Genomic DNA, 17,830 nt, shown 5'->3' on the forward strand with positions numbered 1-17,830 from the left:
GGTGCAAACCGCCCGCGCGCGACGCTGTGCGCGGGCACCCTCTCCGAAGTTGCCAGACATAGACGGACTTGGCGCGTCGAAAGGGTGATTTCTCGGGCGCCACCTCCCCCGCGCGAGCGGGCCCGGTGTCGGCGACCCTCGAGGAGAGGGTGCAGGTCAGGGCGCGACGAAGGAGCCGACATGTCCCCATCGACGAAGGGCCGGCCGACGGCGGCCTGGCACGGGTGCGCGCTGCTGGCCGCGACGGCGCTGCTGCTGGCGGGGTGCGGCGAGAGCAGCACCGACGCCATGGGCGACCGGACCACGCAGACGTGCGCGGACCTCACCGCGTACACCGATGCCTTGCGGAACCTCGCGAGCACGATCGGTCCCGACGCCACCGTCGAGGACGTGCAGGCCGCCCGCGACCAGGCCGAAGAGGCCCAGCAGGCGCTGGAGGAGAGCATCTCCGGCGTGACCGACGACCGCACGGACGACATCGCGCGCAGCTGGGACGCCCTGGCGACGGCGTTCTCCCAGGTCGACGACGACGCGACGCTCGCCGAGGCCGCCGACTCCCTCAAGGACGAGGCCGAGGGCGTCGTCGACGCGACGGCGTCCGTGCGGGAGGACCTCGACTGCGGCTGAGCCGCGACCGCCGCCCCGGGATGCGGCTCGATCGGCGCGTGCCGTCCGGGACGGTTCGCCCGTGTCTCGCCCGGTAGCGGCCTCCTTCGCGGTGCGGCACTGTGCTGGGGTGCCTCTGTCGAAGCCCACCCCGCGTGACGTCGTCTCCGGATTCGTGACCGGCCTGTTCTCCATCCCCGAGGGCATGGCGTACGCGACGGTGGGCGGGTTCTCCGCGCCGATGGGCCTGTGGTCCGGCGCCGTGCCGACGGTGATCGGCTCGATCTTCTCCCGCACCGTCCTCATGGTCACGACGCTCACCAGCGCCATCGCGCTGTCGGCGAAGAGCGTGCTCACCGACGCCGGCCTGGATCCGTCGGACCTGGGCGCGGTCGCGGCGCTCACGGTGATGGTGGGCCTGTGGATGGCTCTGCTGGGCGTGCTGCGGCTCGGGTCGGTGATGTCGTTCGTCTCGACGGCGGTGATGACCGGCTTCACCGCCGGCATCGCGGTGCAGATCGTGGCCGGCGTGGTGAAGGACGCGACCGGGTACGTGCCGCAGTCGCACAACACGGTGGGCAAGCTCGTCGAGGCCGTGGCGCACGTCGGCGACTGGGACGGCCCGACCGTCGCCGTCGCCGTCGCGACCGTCGCCGCGTGGGCGGCGCTGAGCCTCGTGCCGCGGCTGCGCAAGACGGCGACGCTGCTGGCTCTCGTGGTGGTCACGGTGGTCGTCGCGCTGCTCGGCACCGACGTCGAGCTGGTCTCCGACATCGCCGCCATCCCCCGTTCCCTGCCGCCGTTCACGCTGCCCGACGTCGGCGCGCTGCCGGACCTCGTGTCCGGCGGCTTCGCCATCGCGCTCATCGCGCTCGCGCAGGCGGCGGGCATCGGCGCCGCCGTGCCGAACCCGGACGGGTCGCGCACGAACGTCTCGAAGGACTTCACCGCACAGGGCCTCGCCAACATGGCGGGCGGCTTCTTCGGCGCGCTGCCGACCGGCGGGTCGCTGTCGCGCACGGGGGTCGCGACCAGCGGCGGCGCGCAGACCCGCTGGGCGGGCATCTTCTCCGGCGTCTGGCTGATCGTCATCGTGCTGGCCGTCGGTCCGCTGGCCGGCACCATCCCGATGGCCGTCATCGGCGGGTTGCTGCTCGTCATCGGCGGCGAGCTGATCGTGGGCCGGTGGGCCGACGTCGTGCTCGTGTTCCGCACGTCGTGGATGTCCGCGGTGGCGCTGGTCGTGACGTTCCTCGCCACCACCCAGCTGCCGCTGCAGCAGGCGATCTTCCTGGGTGCCGCCCTGTCGATCGTGCTGTTCGCGGTGCAGGCGGCGAAGCGCGGCCGGCTGGTCCGGCTCGTCCCCACGGGCGACGGGGACTTCGGCGTCGAGGACGCCCCCGCCGACCTGCCGAGCGGCCGCACCACCGTGCTGCACTACGTGGGCACCGGCTTCTTCGCCGAGGTGAACCGCCTCGAGGAGGAGTGGCCGCACACCGCGCACACCCGCGACGCCGCCCTCGTGATCTCGCTGCGCGGCTCGGCCGGCATCCCGTCGACCACGTTCCTCAAGTCCCTCGACCGCCTCCTGGACCGCTGGCACGAGCACGGCCTTGAGGTCGTGGTCTGCGGGGTCCCCGAGGAGCTGGCGCGCCGGTTCGCCACCGGCGGCGTCTCGACGCGGCTCCAGGACGCCGTCGTGCCGCAGACCGACGTGCTGCTCGGCTCCGTGCGCGAGGCGTACGACCTCGCGGAGCGTCGCCGCACCCGCCGGGCGCCGTCCGCCGGCGGCTGAACGCTCACCGTGCGGTCCCGCGCCACCGGTGCCAGCCTGGCGCCATGCCTACAGCACCGAAGCCAGCCACGCCCTCGATCGCCGCCCAGCAGCAGGAGATCCTCAACGCCCTGCCGTTCTCCGACACTCAGGACTTCGAGGACGCGACGCGCGGCAAGATCGCGGCCCGTGTGCCGAACGCCATCACCGGCCCGAGCGGCGCCCTGTACTGGGACAACGACACCTACGACTTCCTGGACGGCGACGCCCCCGACACCGTCAACCCGAGCCTGTGGCGGCAGTCGAAGCTCGTCGCCGAGCAGGGACTGTTCGAGGTGGTCGAGGGCATCTACCAGGTGCGCGGCTTCGACCTGTCCAACGTGACCTTCATCGAGGGCACCACCGGCGTCATCGTCCTCGACCCTCTGATCGGCCAGGAGACCGCCGCGGCCGCGCTCGAGCTCTACCGCGAGCACCGCGGCGACCGCCCCGTCACCGGGATCATCTACACGCACTCGCACGTCGACCACTTCGGCGGCGTCAAGGGCGTCACCACCCAGGAGGACGTGGACGCCGGGCGCGTCCAGGTGCTCGCCCCCGAGGGGTTCACCGAGCACGCCGTGTCGGAGAACGTCTACGCGGGCACCGCGATGGGCCGGCGTGCCGGCTACATGTACGGCGCGGCGCTGGCACGCGGACCCCAGGGCCAGGTCGGCGCGGGCCTCGGCCAGACCACCTCGACCGGCACCACCGTCACCCTGATCTCCCCGACCGTGCACATCACGACGACGGGCCAGGAGGAGACCGTCGACGGCGTGCGGATGGTCTTCCAGATGGCGCCGGGGACGGAAGCCCCGTCTGAGATGCTCATCTACTTCCCGGACCACCGGGCGCTGTGCGCCGCGGAGGACGCCACCCACACCCTGCACAACCTCCTGACCCTGCGCGGCGCCCTCGTGCGCGACCCCCACGTGTGGTCGCAGTACCTCACCGAGACGATCGACCTCTTCGGCGGCGACCTGGACGTCGTCTTCGCCTCGCACCACTGGCCCACCTGGGGCCGCGAGCGCGCCGTCGAGTACCTGTCGCTGCAGCGCGACCTCTACGCGTACCTGCACGACCAGACCCTGCGACTGCTCAACAAGGGGCTCGTCGGCGCCGAGATCGCGGAGGAGATCATGCTGCCGCCGGCGCTGGAGGGCGCGTGGCACGCCCGCGGCTACTACGGCTCGGTGAGCCACAACGTCAAGGCCATCTACCAGCGGTACATGGGCTGGTACGACGGCAACCCGGCGCACCTGTGGGAGCACACCCCCGTCGAGCGGGCCAAGCGCTACGCGAAGCTCGCCGGCGGCGTCGACGCCCTGGTCGCGAACGCGCGCGAGGCGTTCGACGCCGGCGACTTCCGCTGGGCGGCCGAGGCCGCCAACCACGCCGTCTTCGCGGAGCCGGACCACGCCGGTGCGCGCGAGCTGCTCGCCGACACCTACGAGCAGCTCGGCTACGGGTCGGAGAACGGCACGTGGCGCAGCGTGTACCTCTCGGGCGCCACCGAGCTGCGCGACGGCTCCTTCGGCACCCCGACGGAGACCAACGCGCCCGACATCTTCGCCAACCTCTCCCCCGAGATGCTGTTCGACGCCATCGCCATCCAGGTGAACGGCCCGCGGGCGTGGGACGAGAGGCTGACGATCGACGTCGTGCTGACCGACGTCGACACCCGGTACCGGCTGCGGCTCGCCAACGGCGTCCTCACCTACAGCGCGGCGGCCCAGCAGGGCGACGCCGACGCGACGATCACCGGGACGCAGAAGGCCCTTCCCGCGCTCGCCGCCGGGTCGTCGGACGCGCTCGCCGCCTCGGGGCTCGAGGTGACCGGCGACGCGTCGGTCCTGGGCCGCCTGACCGCCGTCCTCGACCCGGGCGACCCGGACTTCGCCATCGTCACCCCCTGACGCCACCCTCCCCCGCCGGTCGAGCCTGTCGAGACGCCGTCCCGACAGGCTCGACCAGCGTGGGGAGCAGCCGGTCGAGCCCGACGACGACGAGGCCCAGCACGTAGAACGCGCCGCCGTAGACCACCAGGTTGAGGCCGAGGCCGCCCCACCCGAGGGCGTCCAGGTCGACGAACCCGTACGGGTACTCGCTGCCCGGGCTGAGCTGCCCGCGCAGCAGCACGAAGCCGAAGTAGAGCACGGGGAACGCCATCCACACCGCGGCGTCGCGGACCCGCATCCGCCGGTGCTCGTCGAGCAGCAGGAAGTCGACGGCGACGGCGACGGGCACCACCTGGTGCTCGATCTGCCCGTCCGTCAGCCCGAGGAACACTGCGGGCGCGTCCGGGTCCTCCGGCGCGAGGACGAGCCACGCCACGAGCCCCGTGATCGACGCCGCCAGCGTCACGACGCCCTTGGCCCACACCGGCGGCTGGGCGCGGCGGAGCAGCGACGCGACGCCCGCCCACGCGAACACGGCCACGACGAGGAAGCCGGTGAGGTTGGTGAAGTAGACCAGGCCCTCCACGTCGCCGTCGCGCCAGATGGCGCGGTTGCCGACGAGCGCGAGGACCACGAGGAAGAGCCGGAACAGGCCCACGACGACGCGCATGGGCGTCAGTGAAGCAGACCCCGTCAGAACACGACGACCGCCACCAGCCCCCCGAGGCCGAGCAGGGCCGTGCCCGCGCACATCAGCACGATCCGCCGGCCGTGCCGGAGGCGCGGCTCCGCGGTGTCGAGGTGCCGGTGCGTGTGCCGGGCGTGCCGCTGGGCGAACCACCAGAGCGGAGGGGTGAGCACCAGCCCGACGGCGGCAGCCAGGAGGAACGACGTCGCGCCGTCCACGCCCGGCAGCGTCTGCCACGCCACCGCGCACGCCGCGGTGAACGACAGCAGCGTGCGGCGCCAGGCCAGAGCGGTGCGCTCGGCCTGGAGGCCCCGGTCGCGCTCGGGCCCGACGAGGGGTGGGGGACGGTCCGTCATGTCAGCACGGCCGTCTCAGTGCAGCAGCAGGGCGAGCAGCACGAGGATGCCCACGACGGAGATGGTCACGACCAGCACGAACCCGGTGATCGCTCCCGGGAGCGGGCCGTGCTCGCGCATCGCCCGTTCCGAGCGGGCCCACTCGACCGCCGCCGCAACCGGCACGACGGCGCCGGCGACGAGCAGCACGATCGCGGACGCGAGGCGCAGGTGCGGCTCCATCGGCAGGTCGAGCGCCTCGAGCGCGGTCCCGCCGGCGATGAGCCCCAGCGCGGTACGGAGCCACGCGAGGATGGTGCGCTCGTTGGCCAGCGAGAACCGCGGGTCGGGCTCCGTGCCCCTCTCGTACACCCACCGGGGGAAGCGTTCGCGGCTCACGAGGCCCGAGCCTAGCCAGCGCCGGCTCGTCGGGCACGGGCGGGGCGACGTCGGAGGGGGTCGTTAGCGTCGGCGCATGGCCTCCCCCTCGTCCGACGCCCGCGCCGCGTTCCTCGCCCTGCACCGTCCCGGCGACCCGCTCCTGCTGCCGAACGCGTGGGACGCCGGGTCGGCGCGGATCCTCGCCGCCCTCGGCTTCGCCGCCCTCGCGACGACGAGCAGCGGGTTCGCCGCGACGCTCGGACGGCCCGACGGCGCGACCACCCGCGACGAGGCACTCGAGCACGCCGCCGCGCTCGCCGACGCCGTCGACGTCCCCGTGAGCGCGGACCTGGAGAACGGCTTCGCCGACTCCCCCGCCGACGTCGCGGCCACCGTCGCCGAGGCCCGGACCACCGGGGTCGCCGGGTGCTCGATCGAGGACGCCACGGGCCGCGACGACGCACCGGTCTACGACCGGGGCCTCGCCGTCGAGCGCGTCGCCGCCGCGGCCGCGGCCGCCGGCGACCTGGTGCTGACGGCCCGCTGCGAGAACCACCTGTTCGGCCGCGACGACCTCGCCGACACCATCGCGCGGCTGCAGGCCTACCAGGAGGCGGGCGCCGACGTGCTGTACGCGCCGGGGCTGCGCGACGCCGCCGCCGTCGCGACCGTCTGCCGCGAGGTGGACCGGCCCGTCAACGCGCTGCTCGTCGCGGGCGGGCCCACGCCCGCCGAGCTCGCCGACGCCGGGGTGGCGCGCATCTCCGTGGGCGGCACCCTCGCCTGGGTCGCCCTGTCCGCGCTGGTCGACGCCGCCCGCGAGCTCCAGGCCGGCGAGGTCGGCTTCCTCGGCCGCACCGGCCCCGCACGCGAGGTCATGGCGCGCGCATTCCGGGGCTGACGCCTCAGGAGGCCGCCGGGACCACGGCGGTGTGGAGGCAGCGCCACCCGGTGCCGTGCCGCACGAACGTGTCCGCCGACCACTCCTCGTCGCGGAACGGCATCCCGCGCCACGCGCCGGCGGAGAGCCCGCGGGCCAGGGTGACCGCGACGTCGCCGTGCACACGCACGGCCACGAGCTCGGACGACAGGGCCGTGTGCACCAGCTCCCCCGACGCCACGAGAGCGAGGAAGCCGGTGCGCTCCTGGACCTCGCCGTCCGTCCCGACGATCGCCCAGCCCGGATCGAGGAACACGTCGATCGCCGCCGCATCGTTGGCCACGATCGCGGCGCCCCAGCGACGGAGCAGCTCGGCGAAGACCGCCGCGTCGCCGTTGCCGTGCTCGTCGGGCTCGCCCATCCCGGACCTCCGTCCCGCCGGGCCGACCCTTCGATCATCGCCCCTGCGCGACGCCCTGAACAGCGGGCGCGAGCCCGTTCAGAGCGCGGCGGCGAACGCCCGCACGAGCGGATGGATCGGTCGCCCGGCCGACGCCCCGACCTGCGGCTGGAAGAGGCTCAGCACGAAGAACGGGTGCCCCGTCAGCTCGAGCACCTCCGCCCCCGCGTCCTCCGCGACGGCGCCCACGACGACGCCCGCAGCCTCCAGCGACGCGACGGCCTCAGGCGTCGGGGCGTACCGGCAGTAGTGCATCCCGACGAACGGCTCGCCCTCCCACGACGCGAACCGCGTGCCGGGCACCGGCGTCACCATCCGTTCCTCGCCGTACAGCGAGCACGCGAGCGCCGCCACGACGTTGTCGCCCGACGCGCCGTCCGACTCGGCGTGGCTCGCCGGCCGGCCGAGCAGGGCCCTCGTGAGCTCCACGACGGCGTACTGCATACCGCCGCACGTGCCGAGGAAGGGGATACTGCCCTCGCGGACCGCGGTGACGGCACGCAGCACGGCGGCGTCGTCCGCGTACGGCGAGCCTGGGACGAGCCACACGCCGTCGTAGTCCTCGACCTCGAACGGGGCGTCGGTCGGCACCCACACGGCGTCGACGCCGAGCTCGTCCGCGAGCCGCGGCACGAGGGCGTCGAGCTCCCGGTGGCTGGCATGGTCGCGGCGGTCGCCGAGCAGCGCGAGGGTCATGCCGGCACCGTAGCGGGGAGCCGCCCGTGCCGGGTCACGGCACGAGGCGCTGGGAGATCGTCGATGCCGCCGGCGCGTGCTGCACGCGCGCGAGCGCGCCGTTCACCAGCGCGAGGTACGGCGGCACGTGCCCGCACTCCACGTCCGCGAGCAAGGGGATCCCGAGGTCGCCGAGCGCGTCGCGCACGGCGTCGTGCTGGGTGAAACCGTCCGAGTCCGGGGCGGGCGTGCGGCTCAGCAGCACCGCGTGCGCGGCGTCGAACCAGCCCGCGTGGCGCATCCCCCACAGGGCCCGACCGACCTCGAGCGCCTCCCACTCGAGGATGTCGAGGTAGACGACCAGGCCCTCCGGCGCGTGCTCCGAGGCGAACCGCCGCACGTCCCCGTAGGGCGTGCCCGCGAGGAGCGAGACCGTCTCCAGACAGCCGCCGATCAGCCGGCCCCGGACGTCGAGGGGCGCCTCCGCGTCCCCGCCGTCGAGCCGCAGCCAGGAGCCCTCGGCGTCGAGCGTCCACGTCGACACCTCGGGCTCGTTCTCGTAGTCGTCCCAGCCGGACGAGCGGTAGCGGCGCGGCGAGCGCTGCACCAGCTCCTCGCCCTGCTGCGGGGCGGAGGCGACGTCCCACCAGCCCAGGAGGCCGTCCGGCACGTCGTACGGCGAGTCCATGAGGTTCTGGCCGTGCAGCGTCGCGACACCCGTGCGCAGCGTGAGCGGCAGCTGCAGGGTGGACACGTCCGAGAAACCGACCAGCCACGTCGGGTCCGCGGCGAGCGCGTCCCAGTCGAGTCGTCCGAGCAGGTCCGTCGCCAGCTCCCCGCCCCACGGCGGCACGACGGCGCGCACCGCCGGGTCCGTGAGCATCGCGGTCAGCTCGGCCGCGCGCACCTCCGCCGGGCCGGCGACGACCCCGTCGGCGAACGGGGTCTCCCCGACCCGCACGTCGTAGCCCTTGGCCCGCACGACGTCGGCCGCGTGGTGCAGCCGCCGGTGGAGCGGGGGCGCGACCCCCGCCGACGGCGCGGTCACGCCGATCGTGTCGCCGGGCCGGAGGGGGCGGGGGTAGCGGATCGTCATATCCGGACCCTGCCCGAGCCGGGGTGCGCCCGGCAACGAGAATCTGCCCTCGGCACCGCTGTGCGGCGCACGGTCGCTCGCGGCGCTCGGCGTCAGAGCATCCCGCGCTCCCGGGCGGTGGCGGCCGCCTCGGTGCGGGACTGCGTGCCCAGCTTGGTGCTGATGTGCGCCAGGTGGGACTTCACGGTGGCGACGGAGACGAAGAGCTCGCGCGCGATGGCGTCGTTCGACCGGCCGGCGGCGACGAGGCGCAGCACCTCGAGCTCGCGCGCGCTGAGGTTCTCGCCCGGGGACCGCATCCGGCCGAGCAGGCGGCGCTGCACGTCGGCGCCGAGGATGACCTCCCCGGCGGCGGCGGACCGGATCGCGCGGGCGAGCTCCTCGGTGGGCGCGTCCTTGAGCAGGTAGCCGGTGGCCCCGGCCTCGACGGCGGCGAGGATGTCGGCGTCGGTGCCGTAGGTGGTCACGACGAGCACCGGGGTCGCGTGCCGGTGCACGACCGTCCCCGTCGCCTCGGCACCCCCGAGCCGGGTGCTGCCGGGCCCCGCGTCGCCGAACCGCAGGTCGAGCAGCACGACGTCGGCCCGGCCGCCGCCGTCGAGCCAGGCGAGCAGGTCCTCCGCGGTGCCGGTCTCGTGCACGACGCGCATGTCCGGCTGGCCGTCGACGACCGCCCGCAGCCCGGCGCGCACCACGGGGTGGTCGTCGGCGAGCACGACGTCGATCACGGGGCGTCCTCCGTCGTCGGGGCGGTCGGGTCGGGCGCGCCCACCGGCAGCGTGACCGCCAGGGCGGTGCCCCCGCCGGGCGAGGTCTCGAGCGCGACGGTGCCACCCAGCTCCTGCGCGCGCGACCGGACGGCGGGCAGGCCGAAGCCCCGCCCGTCCGGCCGGCCCGACGCCCCTCCCGACGCTGCCGCCGGGTCGAACCCGCGGCCGTCGTCCACGACGTCCAGCGTGACGGTGTCCTGCTCGTAGGTGACCGTCAGCCGGGCCCGACGGGCGTCGGCGTGCTGGACGACGTTGGCCAGCGCCGACTGGGCGATGCGCAGCAGCGCCGTCTCGACGGGTACGGGCAGCGGCCGGACGTCGCCGGCCGTGTGCACGGACACGTCCAGGGGCTGCCGCCCGGCCACGCGACGCAGCGCGGCCACGAGGGTGGTGCGGTCGAGGTCGGGCGGCGTGAGGTCCTGCACGACACGGCGCGCCTCGGCGAGGCCGTCGCGCGCCGCGCCGCGCGCCTGGCCCACGAGGGCGCGGGCCCGCTCGTCGTCGGTGCCGACGGCGTCGTCGGCCGCCCGCAGGAGCAGCTCGATGGCGGACAGCGACTGGGCCAGGGTGTCGTGGATGTCCCGCGCGAGCCGGGCCCGCTCGTCGGTGACGGCCCGCTCCCGCTCGGCCTGGGCGAGATGCTGGCGCACCTGCGTGAGCTCGTCGACGGTCCGCTGCCGCGTCTGGGACTCGCGGACGAACGCCTCGATCCCCAGCACGACGCCGACGGCGACGGCCGCTCCGAGCACGGGGCCCAGCACGAACCCGGTCCACGGGTCGTCGGCGTCGACCTGGACCAGCAGCCCCTCGGCGACGGCGAGCGCCGTCGTCACGGCGACCGCGACGACCCCGCGGTGCGGCCCGAGCACGTGCATCTGCAGGAGCATCAGCGGGAACGCGAGCCACAGGGCCGCGGGCGAGAGCCACAGCAGCACCACCCACGGGACCACGAGAGCCACGACCCACGCGGTGTCGGGCCACCAGGCCCCGCGCGGGGTGTCGACGGACCGGTCGTGCACCCGCACCGCCCGGCGCCCCGCGACGTGCACGGCGACGAGGACGGCCGCGACGGCGGCAGCCGCCCAGGTCCGCCCCGGCGGGGCCTGGACCACGGCGACCACGGCGAGCGTCCCGAGCAGGACGTCGAGCCCCAGGTTCAGGGCGCGCGTCGCCGAGGGCGGGGGGTGGCGGATCACCCCGTCCACGGTAGCCGCGGCGGGTGCCGCCGCATCGTCCGAAAGGTGGAAAGGGCGGGCCACCCTTCGGCGCCGCAGGATCCCCCCGGATCCCGATGATCGCGGGCGCCCCGACGCGGAGGCTGGAACCAGCCCAGACAGCCCTTCCCCCTCGACCCGTGGAGGTCCTTCCGTGTTCGTCGCCCTGCGCGACCTGCGTCATGCCCGCGGCCGCTTCGTCCTCATGTCCGTGGTGATCGTGCTGATCACCTTTCTCGTCACGTTCCTGGCGTCCCTCACCGCGGGCCTGGCCCGCGAGTCGACGTCGGCGGTGACGGACCTGCCGGCCGACCACCTCGCGTTCGCCATGCCCGCCGCCGGCGACGCCCCCGAGTTCACGGCGTCCCGGGTGACTGCCGACCAGTGGGAGGGCTGGGCGCAGGTGCCGGGCGTCGAGTCCGCCGAGCCGCTGGGCCTGGCCACGACGCGCGCCGGGTCGGACAGCACGACGGCGTCGGTCACCGCGCTGGGCGTGGCCGACGGCTCCGGCCTCGTGCCGGGCGGGACCGACGTCGACCCGGGGACGGTGGTGCTCACCCCCGGCGCCGCGGACGCGCTGGGTGCGCGGACCGGCGACACCGTCACCCTCGGCGGCACCGGGCTCACGGTCGCCGCGACCGTCGACGCCGACGAGTCCTTCTCGCACACCCCCGTCGTCTGGACCACGCTCGACGACTGGCAGGCCGTCGGCGCGCGAGGTGGTGGCGACGACGTCGCGACCGTCGTCGCGCTCACCACCTCGGACGCCGCGGACGCGACGGCGCTGACCGACGCCGACGCCGCGCTCGGCACGACGACGGTCACGACGTCGGACGCCCGCTCCGCGGTGGCGTCGTTCGCCGGGGAGAACACGTCGCTGACGACGATGCAGGCGTTCCTGCTCGTCATCTCCGCGCTGGTGGTGGGCGCGTTCTTCACCGTGTGGACGATCGGCCGCGCCGGCGACATCGCGGTGCTCAAGGCGCTGGGCGCCTCGACCCGCTACCTGCTGCGCGACGCGCTCGGGCAGGCCGCGGTGCTGCTGGTCGGCGGCGTCGCGGTGGGCACCGCCCTCACGGTCGCGGGCGCGGCGCTGCTGCCGGACGTCGTCCCCGTGGTCGTGACGACGTCGACGACGCTCGTGCCCGCCGCCGGGCTGGTGCTGCTCGGCCTCGTGGGGGCCGCCGTCTCGGTCGCCCGCATCACCCGCATCGACCCGCACGCCGCGCTCGCGGCGCGCTGACCCGCGCCCAGGAGGATCCGATGGACCTGCACCTCGACCACGTCACCCTCGTCTACCCGGACGGCGACGGCACCCTCACCGCCGTGGACGACGTCGACCTCACCGTCCCCGCGGGCACGACGACCGCCCTGCTCGGCCCGTCCGGGGCGGGCAAGTCGAGCCTGCTGGCCGTCGCCGCCGGGCTGACGAACCCGACGCGCGGCACCGTCAGGTTCGGCGAGGACGTCGTCTTCACGCCCACGACGACCGTCGCGGACGCGACCCGCGCCCGGCTCGACCGCATCGGCATGGTGTTCCAGTCGCCGCAGCTGCTGGGCTCCCTCACGGCGCTCGAGCAGCTGGAGCTGCACGCCCACCTGCGCGGCCGGCGGCCGGCGAGCGTGCGCGAGCGCGCCATGGAGCTGCTGGACGCCGTCGGCGTGGCCGACCACGCGGGCAAGCGGCCCGCGCAGCTGTCCGGCGGGCAGCGTCAGCGCGTCGCGATCGCGCGCGCCCTGGTCGGCAGGCCGGAGGTGCTGCTGGTGGACGAGCCGACGTCGGCCCTCGACCACGAGCGCGGCACCCGGGTGGTGGAGCTCATCACCGGCCTGGCCCGCGAGACCGGCGCGGCCACCCTGCTGGTCTCGCACGACGCGTCCACGCTGGCCACCGTCGACGCCACCGAGCGGATGCTCGACGCCCGTCTCGAGCGGGCCGACACGGTCGCCGGGCGCGCCTAGCAGGTCGGGCAGGGCTGCTCGGCGGGCCGGCGGCGCAGGGCGCCGCGCGCGGAGTCGACGGCGGCCGCGACCTGCTCGGACCACGTCGCCCGCCGGAGCCGCACGCGGAACGTGGTCGCGGCGGCGCGGTCGGAAGTGACGGTGGCGACCTTCTCCGCCGCGCAGCGGCCGTACTTCGCGAGGTACGCGTCGTCGAGCAGGGAGTGCAGCTCAGGCGCGACCTCGGCGAGCATCACCGGGCGGCGGGTGCCGTCGACCTGCAGGTGCGCCCGCCCGCCGCCCGCGCGCCCCACGGAGCCCGGCGCGGACCGCACGTACAGGTCGTGGCCCAGGCGCACCACCCAGCTGCGCTGCGGCCGGCCGGGTTCGCGCGCGGGGACGACCTGCACGGCCGTCGCGGCCCCGAGGTCGTCGAGGAAGTCGAGGTCGCGAAGGAACGAGGCGGCGCGCGTCAGCAGGGTCACGACGGGTCGAACGGTGACCCGCGCCACTTCTATTCCGGCAGCCCTCGTCGAGAGATCGTCGGAGTGGGCACAGGTCGTGCAGTGCATCGGCACCACGGCGGACGAGCGCTGCCGGACCGAGACCCGGGTTCGGACGTCCCGGATGTCGCGCCCGAACGCTGGCGCGGGCACGCGAGGGCAGGAGCGCCGGCCCTTCGTCGCCGAAGGCCGCGGGCGGCAAGGTCGACGGATCGGGCGTGGCCCGCTCACACCGAAAGACGGTCGGTGGGGTGAAGAAGGACGCGTCCTCGCGATCGATGGCGACGACGGTCACGAGGAGTTACGGGACGAGCTCGACGTCGGCGGTCAGCTCGACGTTCGCCCAGACGTCGAAGGGCATCCTCCGTAGCCTGCCGACGGCGGACCGTCGGACCTCGTCCTCGGCGTCGACGTCCCAGTCGCCGTGCGGCACGACGAACACGACGTCGACGTACAACCGTCGGCCGAGCTTGGTGGCCCGCACCGTCGGCGCGGGGAGGCCGAACTCCTGCCGGACGTCGTCGACGATGCCGTGGAGGTCCGTGAGGACCTCCGGTTCCGGTGTGCCCTCAAGCAGCTCGAACATCCCGTCCCGCACGAGGCGCGCCGGCATCGGCGACACGACGGCGACGGCGACCAGGACGAGAACGGGGTCGACGTAGTCGGCCGCCGCGTCCAGGCCGGCACGCTCCATCACCAGCCCCGCGCCGCCGCCGACCGCGACCACGAGGCTGAGGACCGCACCGGCCCGCCAGCCGACCACCTCGGCGACAGTGAGGTCGGTGCCGACCCCGAGCCGGCCGAGCAACCACACGACCAGGCAGCACAGGAGCCCCGAGACCGCGCCGTAGGCCAGCAGCGCGACCTGGGTCGTGTCCGAACCGCCACCGATGAGGGTCTGCACGGCGCCGATGAGCGCGTACAGCAGGGTGGCGGCCAGCGCGGCACCCTGGACGACGACCGCCAACGGCACCGCCGCGGAGAGGCCGTACGGGAACTGACGGGTGGGCTCGGCGCTCGCCGCCCGCGACGCGAGCAGCGAACCTGCCGACAGGGCGATGCTCGCCAGCGTGTAGACGCCGTCGAACACGATCACGTCCGCGCCGGCGAGCAGTCCCCAGATCAGCCCCATCGAGCCGAGGACGGCCGAGGCGCTCAAGGACCACAAGAGCACCCTGCGGTCGGTGTCCCGGTGGGAATCGGGTTCCGAGTGCTCTCCTGCCCCTGGTATCACCGGTTCAGCTGTCATCCCTGGGCCCGGCGTGCTCAGTCGAGGGGGTCGCGCGAGATCGGGCAGGTCATGCAGTGCCCGCCGCCGCGCCCGCGGCCGAGCTCGGCCCCGACGATGGTGATGACCTCCACGCCGGCGCGGCGCAGGGCCGCGTTGGTCAGGGTGTTGCGGTCGTAGGTGAAGACGACGCCGGGCTCGAGCGCGACGGCGTTGTTCCCGGAGTCCCACTGCTGCCGCTCGGAGGCGTACGCGTCGCCCGCCGTCTCGACGACCCGCAACTTCGGCAGCCCCAGCGACCGGGCGACGACGTCCACGAAGGGGGTGTCGCCCTCGTCGGTGACCTCCACGCCGGGCGCCGTGTCCGACGGCCGCAGGGTGAAGGCGTGGATGCCGTCCACGATCGTCGGGTGCACCGTCACGAGGTCGCGGTCGGCGAACGTGAACACGGTGTCCAGGTGCATCGCCGCCCGCAGCCGCGGCATCCCCGCCACGACGACCTGCTCGACGTCGCCGCCGTCGAACAGCGCCTTCGCGAACTGCGTGATGCCCTGCCGCGACGTGCGCTCGCTCATCCCGACCAGCACGGTGCCGTTCCCGACGGGCATGACGTCGCCGCCCTCGATCGTGGCCTGCGCCCAGTCCTGCTCCGGGTCGCCCCACCAGACCTTCGAGCCGACGTACTCCGGGTGGAAGGAGTAGATCGCCTTCATCAGCAGCGTCTCGTCCTTGCGGGCCGGCCAGTACAGCGGGTTGAGCGTGAGGCCGCCGTAGATCCAGCAGGTCGTGTCGCGCGTGTACAGCGTGTTGGGCAGCGGCGGCAGCAGGTACTCGGGGGTGCCGGTGGACTCCCGCGCCAGGTTCACGTAGTCGCTGCGGAAGTCCTCCGGCAGGTCGTGCGTGGACAGCCCGCCGATGAGGTACCGCGACAGCTCGGTCTGCGTCAGTGACTCGAGGTACGCGCGCGTGCCCTCGACGAGCCCGAGGCCCACGTGGTTCGGCACCACCTTGCGGTCCAGCAGCCAGTCCCGGGCCTCGGGGATCGCCATCGTCTGCGCCAGCAGGTCGTGGAGCTCGACGACCTCCACGCCCCGGTTGGTCAGCTTGTTGACGAAGTCCAGGTGGTCGCGCTGCGCGGACTCCACCCACATGACGTCGTCGAACAGCAGCTCGTCGGAGTTCGTGGGCGTGAGCCGCTCGTGCGCGAGCCCGGGCGAGCACACCAGCACCTTGCGCAGCCGGCCGACCTCCGAGTGGACGCCGTGGGCGGGGGCGGACGGCGTTGACGAGGCGGTGGTCATGGAGGGTTCCCTTTCGGTGCAACGACGGAGAGGACGGGTCGGATCGGGATCCGCCTCAGATGGAGATCCACCCGGTGGCGAGCCCGGTCACGGCGACGACGGCGATCGCGACCACGACGACGAACAGCGCCAGCTCGGCGGGGGCAAAGACTTTGCGCCCCTGCTCGCGCCGCGTCATGACGAACAGGATCGTCGCCGGGGCGTAGAAGAGGAACGAGACCAGCACGAGGCTCGCCCCGGCCGCGAAGACCAGGAAGGCCGTGTAGACGGTCGCGAGGACGGCGACCACCAGGTCGCCGCGCAGGGTCGACGGCGGCGCGCCGTCGTACGTCTCGCGGGTGGCGCGCAGCTTGACCGCATAGAGCGCGGCGAGCAGGAACGGGATGAGCGTCATGACGGCGGTCATGTCGAGCGCGAAGTCGAACGCGTCCTCGGAGAAGTAGGTGAGGATCAGCACCACCTGCGACAGCGACGTGCTCAGCAGCAGCGCGTTCACGGGCACGTCGCGGTCCGTCTGCCGGGTGAGGAACCGCGGCATGTCGCGGTCCTTCGCGGCGACGAACAGCACCTCGGCCGCCATGAGCGTCCAGGCCAGGTACGCGCCGAGCACCGAGATGATGAGGCCGACGCCGACGAAGACGCTGCCCCACTCCCCCACGGCGGCCTCGAGCACCCCCGCCATCGACGGCTGGCGCAGCTCGGCGATCTCGGCCATCGGCATGATGCCGTAGGACACGATCGTCACCGACGCGAAGATGGCGAAGACGCTCAGGAAGCCGAGGATCGTGGCGCGGCCGACGTCCTCGCGGCGCTTCGCGTGCCGGGAGTAGACGCTCGCGCCCTCGACGCCGAGGAACACGAACACCGTCACCAGCATGGTGCCGCGCACCTGGTCGAACAGGCTCCCGGCGTAGTCGGCGCCGCCCCAGTTCTCCGCGAACGCGGTGGGGTCGAAGACGAACAGCGCCAGCAGGACGAAGACGATGATCGGGATGAGCTTGGCGACGGTGACGATCCGGTTGATCGCCGTCGCCTCCTTGATCCCGCGCCGCACGAGCAGGAAGAACAGCCACAGGCCGACGGTGGAGAGCGCGAGCGCGAGCACCGTGTCCCCCGCGCCCAGCGCGGGGATCCATTGCCCCAGCGTCGACATGATGAGCACCCAGTAGGTGACGTTGCCGACGCACGCGCTGGCCCAGTAGCCGGCCGCGGCGAAGAAGCCGGTGTACTCACCGAACCCGGCCTTCGCGTAGGCGTAGACGCCGGCGTCGAGGTCGGGCTTGCGCATCGCGAGCCGCTGGAAGACGAACGCCAGCATCAGCATGCCCGCGCCCGCCACCACCCAGGCGATGAGGGCGCCCATGACGCCCGTCTCCTGCGCGAACCGGCGCGGCAGCGAGAACACTCCTGCGCCGACCATCGAGCCGACCACCATCGCGGTGAGGGTCAGCAGGGAGACCTTGGTGGTGATGCTGGTCGTGCTGCCCGGCGCTGCCGTCGTGCCCTCGTTCGCCATCCGCGCGTCCCTCCTGGGATCCGGTGCCGCGACCGATCGTTGCACCGTCGTGGCAGGTCCGCGCGCCATGGCGGAGCTGGACCTGCCCGGCCGCGCCCCGTCCGTCGTCGGGCACGGGGTGCACGAGGTGCGGGTGGGCGCTCAGGCCCCCGCGTCGCCGGCCGTGGAGGCGCGCACGACCAGCGTCGGCTGAAGCACCACGGCCTTGTGCCGGCACGGGTACGTCGCGGGCGGCGAGGTTGTCGTCGAGCGTCCTCCGCCTCCCGGGTCGCGCCGCGCGCCAGATCCACGAACAGGGAGTTGCCGAGGTCGGTGAGGACGAGGCCGATCGCGTCGCTCGAGCCGCCCGCCAGCGTGCGCGCCACCGAGCTGCGCAGGAAGCCGAGCTCGGTCATCCCCGCGCGGACCCGGGCCCGCGTGGCCTCCGGTGACCCGGTCGGGGTGGTTGAGGACGTGCGACACCGTGCCGAGCGAGACGCCCGCACGGTCGGCGACCTGTGCCATCGACGGCCGCCCGTTGCCTCG

At 74.1% G+C, this 17,830-nt stretch carries 20 protein-coding genes; 7 read left to right on the forward strand and 13 right to left on the reverse strand.

The features are described from left to right. Positions 1-180: 180 nt before the first annotated feature. The 3 genes from B5Y66_RS09455 (at position 181) to B5Y66_RS09465 (ending at position 4,335) form a co-directional block, all read left to right on the forward strand. Positions 181-627 carry an Mce/MlaD family protein gene (locus B5Y66_RS09455; protein ID WP_079573819.1) on the forward strand — a complete coding sequence of 149 codons (447 nt, stop codon included), beginning with the start codon at positions 181-183 and terminating at the stop codon, positions 625-627. A 109-nt stretch (positions 628-736) separates the two neighbouring features. Then, a complete protein-coding gene (locus B5Y66_RS09460) occupies positions 737-2,401 on the forward strand; it encodes a SulP family inorganic anion transporter (RefSeq protein WP_217700768.1) in 1,665 nt (554 codons plus the stop codon). 44 nt (positions 2,402-2,445) lie between these two features. Continuing rightward, positions 2,446-4,335: an alkyl/aryl-sulfatase gene (locus B5Y66_RS09465; RefSeq protein ID WP_079573821.1), complete on the forward strand. Its 1,890-nt coding sequence runs from the start codon at positions 2,446-2,448 to the stop codon at positions 4,333-4,335. Here the strand turns inward: B5Y66_RS09465 and B5Y66_RS09470 are convergent. Genes B5Y66_RS09470 through B5Y66_RS09480 form a run of 3 tightly spaced genes read right to left on the reverse strand, consistent with a single transcriptional unit; the run spans position 4,325 to position 5,739 of the window. Next, the gene (locus tag B5Y66_RS09470) at positions 4,325-4,987 is read right to left on the reverse strand and encodes a Pr6Pr family membrane protein (protein ID WP_176168834.1); all 663 of its coding nucleotides are present in this window, start codon (positions 4,985-4,987) and stop codon (positions 4,325-4,327) included. The genes B5Y66_RS09465 and B5Y66_RS09470 overlap by 11 nt on opposite strands. 23 nt (positions 4,988-5,010) lie before the next feature. Further along, on the reverse strand, positions 5,011-5,361 hold the full coding sequence (locus tag B5Y66_RS09475; protein WP_079573823.1) for a DUF202 domain-containing protein: 351 nt from the start codon (positions 5,359-5,361) through the stop codon (positions 5,011-5,013). A gap of 15 nt (positions 5,362-5,376) precedes the next feature. Beyond that, complete coding sequence (locus B5Y66_RS09480; protein ID WP_079573825.1) at positions 5,377-5,739, reverse strand: YidH family protein; 363 nt, start codon at positions 5,737-5,739, stop codon at positions 5,377-5,379. A 76-nt stretch (positions 5,740-5,815) separates the two neighbouring features. Here B5Y66_RS09480 and B5Y66_RS09485 point away from each other — a divergent pair, with 76 nt between their 5' ends. Then, a complete protein-coding gene (locus B5Y66_RS09485) occupies positions 5,816-6,622 on the forward strand; it encodes an isocitrate lyase/PEP mutase family protein (RefSeq protein ID WP_079573827.1) in 807 nt (268 codons plus the stop codon). Positions 6,623-6,626: 4 nt separating this feature from the next. Here B5Y66_RS09485 and B5Y66_RS09490 read toward each other — a convergent pair whose 3' ends face one another. The 5 genes from B5Y66_RS09490 to B5Y66_RS09510 form a co-directional block, all read right to left on the reverse strand. After that, entirely contained in the window at positions 6,627-7,022 is a 396-nt protein-coding gene (locus tag B5Y66_RS09490; RefSeq protein ID WP_079573829.1) for a nuclear transport factor 2 family protein, read from the reverse strand. Between the two features lie 78 nt (positions 7,023-7,100). Next, entirely contained in the window at positions 7,101-7,757 is a 657-nt protein-coding gene (locus B5Y66_RS09495; RefSeq protein ID WP_079573832.1) for a glutamine amidotransferase-related protein, read from the reverse strand. Between the two features lie 34 nt (positions 7,758-7,791). Beyond that, positions 7,792-8,832: a S66 family peptidase gene (locus B5Y66_RS09500; protein WP_079573834.1), complete on the reverse strand. Its 1,041-nt coding sequence runs from the start codon at positions 8,830-8,832 to the stop codon at positions 7,792-7,794. A 92-nt stretch (positions 8,833-8,924) separates the two neighbouring features. Then, a complete protein-coding gene (locus B5Y66_RS09505; RefSeq protein WP_079573836.1) occupies positions 8,925-9,560 on the reverse strand; it encodes a LuxR C-terminal-related transcriptional regulator in 636 nt (211 codons plus the stop codon). Further along, positions 9,557-10,798 carry a sensor histidine kinase gene (locus B5Y66_RS09510; RefSeq protein ID WP_245807025.1) on the reverse strand — a complete coding sequence of 414 codons (1,242 nt, stop codon included), beginning with the start codon at positions 10,796-10,798 and terminating at the stop codon, positions 9,557-9,559. Before B5Y66_RS09510 ends, B5Y66_RS09505 begins: the two co-directional genes overlap by 4 nt. Positions 10,799-10,970: 172 nt before the next feature. Between B5Y66_RS09510 and B5Y66_RS09515 the strand changes: the two genes are divergently transcribed. Both B5Y66_RS09515 and B5Y66_RS09520 read left to right on the forward strand, forming a co-directional pair. Next, positions 10,971-12,059, forward strand: coding sequence for an ABC transporter permease (locus tag B5Y66_RS09515; protein ID WP_079573841.1), 1,089 nt, complete (start codon positions 10,971-10,973; stop codon positions 12,057-12,059). A gap of 20 nt (positions 12,060-12,079) precedes the next feature. After that, entirely contained in the window at positions 12,080-12,778 is a 699-nt protein-coding gene (locus B5Y66_RS09520) for an ABC transporter ATP-binding protein (protein ID WP_079573843.1), read from the forward strand. On the opposite strand, the gene B5Y66_RS09525 is transcribed toward B5Y66_RS09520, so the two are convergent. The 4 genes from B5Y66_RS09525 to B5Y66_RS09540 all read right to left on the reverse strand — a co-directional run bounded on the left by B5Y66_RS09525 (position 12,775) and on the right by B5Y66_RS09540 (position 17,305). Next, positions 12,775-13,242 (reverse strand): DUF2255 family protein, encoded by a 468-nt coding sequence (locus B5Y66_RS09525; protein ID WP_176168835.1) that lies wholly within the window; start codon positions 13,240-13,242, stop codon positions 12,775-12,777. The two genes, B5Y66_RS09520 and B5Y66_RS09525, sit on opposite strands and share 4 nt — an antisense overlap. A gap of 319 nt (positions 13,243-13,561) precedes the next feature. Continuing rightward, positions 13,562-14,419 carry a cation transporter gene (locus B5Y66_RS09530; RefSeq protein WP_176168836.1) on the reverse strand — a complete coding sequence of 286 codons (858 nt, stop codon included), beginning with the start codon at positions 14,417-14,419 and terminating at the stop codon, positions 13,562-13,564. Between the two features lie 107 nt (positions 14,420-14,526). Further along, complete coding sequence (locus B5Y66_RS09535) at positions 14,527-15,789, reverse strand: arginine deiminase (protein ID WP_079573849.1); 1,263 nt, start codon at positions 15,787-15,789, stop codon at positions 14,527-14,529. A 55-nt stretch (positions 15,790-15,844) separates the two neighbouring features. Continuing rightward, positions 15,845-17,305 (reverse strand): basic amino acid/polyamine antiporter, encoded by a 1,461-nt coding sequence (locus tag B5Y66_RS09540; protein ID WP_079573851.1) that lies wholly within the window; start codon positions 17,303-17,305, stop codon positions 15,845-15,847. 67 nt (positions 17,306-17,372) lie between these two features. Between B5Y66_RS09540 and B5Y66_RS23125 the strand changes: the two genes are divergently transcribed. After that, positions 17,373-17,498, forward strand: a complete 126-nt coding sequence (locus tag B5Y66_RS23125) for a hypothetical protein (protein WP_281251995.1) — start codon at positions 17,373-17,375, stop codon at positions 17,496-17,498. Here B5Y66_RS23125 and B5Y66_RS23270 read toward each other — a convergent pair. Next, the gene (locus tag B5Y66_RS23270) at positions 17,447-17,809 is read right to left on the reverse strand and encodes a LacI family DNA-binding transcriptional regulator (protein ID WP_079573855.1); all 363 of its coding nucleotides are present in this window, start codon (positions 17,807-17,809) and stop codon (positions 17,447-17,449) included. The genes B5Y66_RS23125 and B5Y66_RS23270 overlap by 52 nt on opposite strands. Positions 17,810-17,830 lie beyond the last annotated feature (21 nt).

The sequence above is a fragment of the Krasilnikoviella flava genome (assembly GCF_900167525.1).
GTDB classification, from domain to species: domain Bacteria; phylum Actinomycetota; class Actinomycetes; order Actinomycetales; family Cellulomonadaceae; genus Isoptericola; species Isoptericola flavus.

Bases quoted from the DNA above. Each gene is read 5' to 3' on its own strand.
- B5Y66_RS09455 (WP_079573819.1), top strand. From the start codon at position 181: ATGTCCCCATCGACGAAGGGCCGGCCGACGGCGGCCTGGCACGGGTGC.
- B5Y66_RS09465 (WP_079573821.1), top strand. From the start codon at position 2,446: ATGCCTACAGCACCGAAGCCAGCCACGCCCTCGATCGCCGCCCAGCAG.
- B5Y66_RS09470 (WP_176168834.1), bottom strand. From the start codon at position 4,987: ATGCGCGTCGTCGTGGGCCTGTTCCGGCTCTTCCTCGTGGTCCTCGCG.
- B5Y66_RS09475 (WP_079573823.1), bottom strand. From the start codon at position 5,361: ATGACGGACCGTCCCCCACCCCTCGTCGGGCCCGAGCGCGACCGGGGC.
- B5Y66_RS09485 (WP_079573827.1), top strand. From the start codon at position 5,816: ATGGCCTCCCCCTCGTCCGACGCCCGCGCCGCGTTCCTCGCCCTGCAC.
- B5Y66_RS09490 (WP_079573829.1), bottom strand. From the start codon at position 7,022: ATGGGCGAGCCCGACGAGCACGGCAACGGCGACGCGGCGGTCTTCGCC.
- B5Y66_RS09495 (WP_079573832.1), bottom strand. From the start codon at position 7,757: ATGACCCTCGCGCTGCTCGGCGACCGCCGCGACCATGCCAGCCACCGG.
- B5Y66_RS09500 (WP_079573834.1), bottom strand. From the start codon at position 8,832: ATGACGATCCGCTACCCCCGCCCCCTCCGGCCCGGCGACACGATCGGC.
- B5Y66_RS09520 (WP_079573843.1), top strand. From the start codon at position 12,080: ATGGACCTGCACCTCGACCACGTCACCCTCGTCTACCCGGACGGCGAC.
- B5Y66_RS09535 (WP_079573849.1), bottom strand. From the start codon at position 15,789: ATGACCACCGCCTCGTCAACGCCGTCCGCCCCCGCCCACGGCGTCCAC.
- B5Y66_RS09540 (WP_079573851.1), bottom strand. From the start codon at position 17,305: ATGGCGAACGAGGGCACGACGGCAGCGCCGGGCAGCACGACCAGCATC.
- B5Y66_RS23125 (WP_281251995.1), top strand. From the start codon at position 17,373: ATGGCGGAGCTGGACCTGCCCGGCCGCGCCCCGTCCGTCGTCGGGCAC.
- B5Y66_RS23270 (WP_079573855.1), bottom strand. From the start codon at position 17,809: ATGGCACAGGTCGCCGACCGTGCGGGCGTCTCGCTCGGCACGGTGTCG.